Origin of the sequence: Sulfurimonas sp., assembly GCF_019429335.1 — a bacterium.
In the GTDB taxonomy this organism is placed as follows: Bacteria; Campylobacterota; Campylobacteria; order Campylobacterales; family Sulfurimonadaceae; genus Sulfurimonas.
Genome location: NZ_JAHYJB010000052.1, coordinates 1 through 4,438, shown reverse-complemented (window position 1 = coordinate 4,438; position 4,438 = coordinate 1). Strand labels below are relative to the sequence as shown.

Below are 4,438 nucleotides of genomic sequence, written 5' to 3'. Positions count from 1 at the left end.
AATTAAAGTAAATCAGCCAAAAAACTGTAAAATTACAGGCAATGGCTAAAATCAGTTTTTTAAAAAGTTAGAAAATTGAGGTTAGAAGGTGTTGGCTTGGTTGCTTGATTGAATTTGCAAGTGGCTCATTATTGTCAAATCTTTTAAAACTTTTGAAACAACCATGCAGTTAAACTCTTTATCCATATCCCCCGATAAGATAAGTTCCAAAAACTCATTTGGTTCCAGTATGCCCCTTTTGCTATGATACCATCTCACAAGCGCCTCTGCCCCGACAATAGAGTTAGTACGAAAATCTATAACCGGTTGATAATGCATAACAAACTCGTTTTGTTCCAATGCTCTTCTTATCTCTGTTTTCATCGATAATTTTGTAGCTGACTCGCTTGACATCGACTTATTATAAATCCTAAAATCATCCTTTTTAGTTTTTTTAACTTCATACATGGCAATGTCGGCATTTTTTAAAAGGTCTTGGCTTGTTGTTCCATGTTGCGGGTATATTGCAATGCCGATAGAGAGCGTTATATCGAAGATGTGCGTATCAATCTCTATAGGCTCTCTGATTCTCTTCTGCAGCTTAAGTGCCAAACGTTCTATAATCTCTGTATTTTTTATATCTTTGGCTATTAAAACAAACTCATCACCGCCTATTCTAGCTACTATGTCATCTTTTCTAACACTGTTTAAAAGTCTTTTTGCTATGGTAACAAGCATCTTGTCGCCTACATCATGACCGTATGTGTCGTTCACCTCTTTAAATTTATCTACGTCTATAAAAAACAGAGCTATTTTGGAGCCGTTTTGTGAAGATTCTTGAAGTATGCTTTTGAGTTGTTTTTTAAAATAAGATCTATTTGGAAGCGTAGTCAGTGAATCATAATTTGCATGATAGTAGATTTTTTTGTCTGCCTCTTTTAATGTTGTAACATTTGATGAGATATGGATAACATATTTTGAAGTCGTATAAAAAAATAGAGATTCAAATAAAGTAGAATCTTCAAGTTCTTGAATACTGAAACTCTTTGATGTAATTAGTTGAGATTTTATATACTCGAATGTTACCTCATACGGTTTAATCTTATCAAAATTTAAACTTTCTTTCTCTGATACCTCAATACCGTAAGCTTTTATGTAGTTACTGTTTGCATATAAAAAATTCCCATTTTCATCATAAACGGCTATTCTTGAAGGATGTAAATTTATAATATCAGCAAAAACACTATTTATACTCAAAACTACCCCGTTGTCTTAAAAATTTAAAGAAATCAAACTATTTTGTTAAATTTGGATAATGGTATCGAAAAAGTGTCTAGCAACTTACTACAATAGCGCAGAGAAACTAGAAATTAATAGTGTATTTAGATGAAGCATTTGCGTAAAAAAGTGCAGCGGCATGCGGAATATTTTCCGCATGTCAAAAATATCTATCTACATCACAAAAATATGCGGAACAATAAGCGGATACTTTTTCATTTTTCTATAGATATGCTTTCTCACAACTTGGCGAAGGTCGTTTTCCAGTGCTCTTGCATTTTCAATAAGCCCCTCTTTTATATTTGCAAGGAAATGCTCTAAAACTTCCTCTATCTCGTTGGCGAAATATTTGTCTTGTTTGTCGGCAACCAGACCAAATGATGTTACAACAGGTTTAGATAGCATTGTGGAGTGCTGTCCGTCAATCTGCGCTACAATCATAACTATACCATCAGATGCAAGTTTTTGGCGATCTATAACGATGTCATCATCTATCTTGTGGTTGTTCTGGTTATCAATATATGTCTTGCCAGTTCTTACGGTTTTTACTTTTCTCATATATTTTGGAGCTATCTCAACAGTATCACCGTCATTCATAATATATATATTGCGCTCAGGAACACCGCAAACCATTGCCGTCTCTTTATGCCTCATAACATGGTTATATTCACCGTGGATAGGCAAGAAGAACTTAGGGTTGACAAGACGAAGCATAAGTTTTTGCTCTTCTATCGAAGCGTGCCCTGAGACGTGAATATCTCTGTCATTGCTTATGCTTGCACCGGCACGCTGCAGATGGTTAAGCATGCCCGATATTGAACCCTCATTGCCCGGAATAGGGCGTGACGAAAGAACAATTAAATCATTTGGTTTGATTTTAACATGTCTATGTTCGCCTATCGACATTCTAAACAACGCCGAGCTAGGCTCACCCTGTGATCCAGTTGTAATTATCAGTATCTCTTTGTCATTCATTGAAGCAATTTGCTCAGGTTCTACAAAAATATTTTTTGGCAGTTTTATATAGTCATACTGCATTGCAACTTCAATATTTCTCTCCATTGAGCGTCCGATGACACACACTTTACGTCCATACTTTACGCCATACTGTATCGCTTGGTAAATACGGTGAACATTTGAGCTAAATGTTGAGAGAATTACTCTTCCCTCAGCCTTTGCAAACACTCTATCAAGTGCAGGTGCAACATTGAGTTCTGATAGTGTAGGTGCGATGTTATGAGAGTTGGTAGAGTCACTCAAAAGACACAACACACCTCTATCGCCGTAATAAGCGAGTCTATGCAAATCTGCCGTATAGCCGTCTACCGGAGTATGGTCAATCTTAAAGTCACCAGTATGGATAATCGTTCCTGCACTTGTTGTAATAGCCAGCGAAGATGAGTCAATGATAGAGTGTGTCATGTGCATCCACTCCACTTCAAAGTCATTGCCGATTTTATACAGTTTTCTTTTTTCAATAGGATTAAGGTACTGTTTAAAATCTTTTATATGGTGTTCATCAAATTTACTGCCTATCATAGCCAAAGGAAGCGGTGATCCATATATGGGAAACTGCATCTCTTTGTAAAGATATGGCATAGCCCCGATGTGGTCTTCGTGGGCGTGAGTTATAACTACTGCTTTAATTTTGTTTCTTATCTCACGAATATATGTAAAATCAGGCACCAAAATATCGACACCGTGCATATCCTCATCCGGAAAACTCATACCGACATCTATCAGTATTGCCTCTTTCTCAGTTTCAAACACCATGATGTTTCCGCCAATCTCACCAAGTCCGCCAAGCGGTGTGATGCGGATTTTCTCTTTTGAATTTAAATCTAATTTATAGTGCGGGTTAAGTCTCTGCTTGTGTGCTTCTTGATTTATCTCAACAAATGCTCTTAGTTTCTCATCTACAGGCAAGCTTTGGCGACGACGCCCTTTTGACGCATTTTTATTTTTATTGCTACTTGGCTGAGCGCTTCCCTGAGGGTTGCTTCCAGCTTGGTTGTTGGCATTTTGGTTATTTGACCTACTACTATTATTATGTCTTTTATCGTTGTTGTATTGTTTACGATTTTCTTGAGAAGTGCTTTTAACACTTTCTTGGTTCTCTTGTTCCATCCAAACTCCTTGTTAGTTTATAGAGTTGGTGATAGTCATCGGTGCAGACCTGATGAGGACGAATCGTTTGTGCTAGGCTAAGTTTCTCAAAAACTTCTTGAAGTATATTTTTTTCATAAACGGCAGAGAGATTTTTCATAAGAGTTTTGCGAGGTTGCGTAAATGCAACTCTAAGCATATCCTCAAAATCTTTGTCAAATCTATCACTCTGTTTTTCTATCAAAAAAACTGCGGAGTCTATTTTTGGCTGAGGCTCAAAAGAACTTGAAGGGACCTTCACAATCAATTGCGCTTCCCCTGCACTTTGAGTTATAATACTCAAAGCACCAAATACCTTATCGCCTTCATGTGCGCAAAACTTCTCTGCCACTTCAAGCTGTACCATTACAAGTATATTTTTGCATTTTGGATCTGCGAGGGCTTTTAAGATTATGTTAGTCGCTATATAGTATGGCAAATTCGCCACCAAATCATACGACTCATCTATAAGCTCACTCTTCCAAGTAGTCAATACGTCTCCACAATGAATGTGAAGCTGCTTGGTTTCGATCTCTTTTTCAAACTTATTTTGTAACAGTTTACACAAATCGGTATCGACCTCAAAAGCTTCTACACTTTTGACATCTACTAAATATTTAGTTAAATCACCTAAGCCAGGCCCAATTTCTACGATTTTGTTATCGTTGTTGGGCATCGCTTCGACGATTTTTTGTAAAACGGTCTTATCTTTTAAGAAATTTTGACCGAATTTCTTTTTAGCTACAATTTTTTCCATGACCGACTATTCTATACTATTTTTACTTATAATTAGTTAATATCTAAAAAAAAATACTTATTCCATTGCATTTGTCTATGAAGACAGCAATAAACATACCATAACTATCGTTCTCTTCATCTATTATATATTTACATAATATTAATTATTACGAGCCACTTGCAGATTCCCACAAACAACCAATAATTTAAGCTAATTTAAATTTTAAAAAGCCTTTTGAAATCGTGTAAATGGTATAATTTTTTACCAAAAAAACAATACAAAACATCAATCAAATAG

General features: G+C 36.1%; 3 protein-coding genes. All 3 read right to left on the bottom strand.

The features are described from left to right. Positions 1-81 precede the first annotated feature (81 nt). Entirely contained in the window at positions 82-1,236 is a 1,155-nt protein-coding gene (locus K0A91_RS10635; RefSeq protein ID WP_295010163.1) for a GGDEF and EAL domain-containing protein, read from the bottom strand. Positions 1,237-1,431: 195 nt separating this feature from the next. Then, positions 1,432-3,384 (bottom strand): ribonuclease J, encoded by a 1,953-nt coding sequence (locus K0A91_RS10630; RefSeq protein WP_295010162.1) that lies wholly within the window; start codon positions 3,382-3,384, stop codon positions 1,432-1,434. Continuing rightward, complete coding sequence (gene rsmA, locus K0A91_RS10625; protein ID WP_295010161.1) at positions 3,356-4,159, bottom strand: 16S rRNA (adenine(1518)-N(6)/adenine(1519)-N(6))-dimethyltransferase RsmA; 804 nt, start codon at positions 4,157-4,159, stop codon at positions 3,356-3,358. Before rsmA ends, K0A91_RS10630 begins: the two co-directional genes overlap by 29 nt. Between the last annotated feature and the right edge of the window lie 279 nt (positions 4,160-4,438).

What these genes read in the sequence shown, in the direction of transcription:
- K0A91_RS10630 (WP_295010162.1), bottom strand. Translation starts at nt 3,384, where the DNA reads ATGGAACAAGAGAACCAAGAAAGTGTTAAAAGCACTTCTCAAGAAAAT.
- rsmA (WP_295010161.1), bottom strand. Translation starts at nt 4,159, where the DNA reads ATGGAAAAAATTGTAGCTAAAAAGAAATTCGGTCAAAATTTCTTAAAA.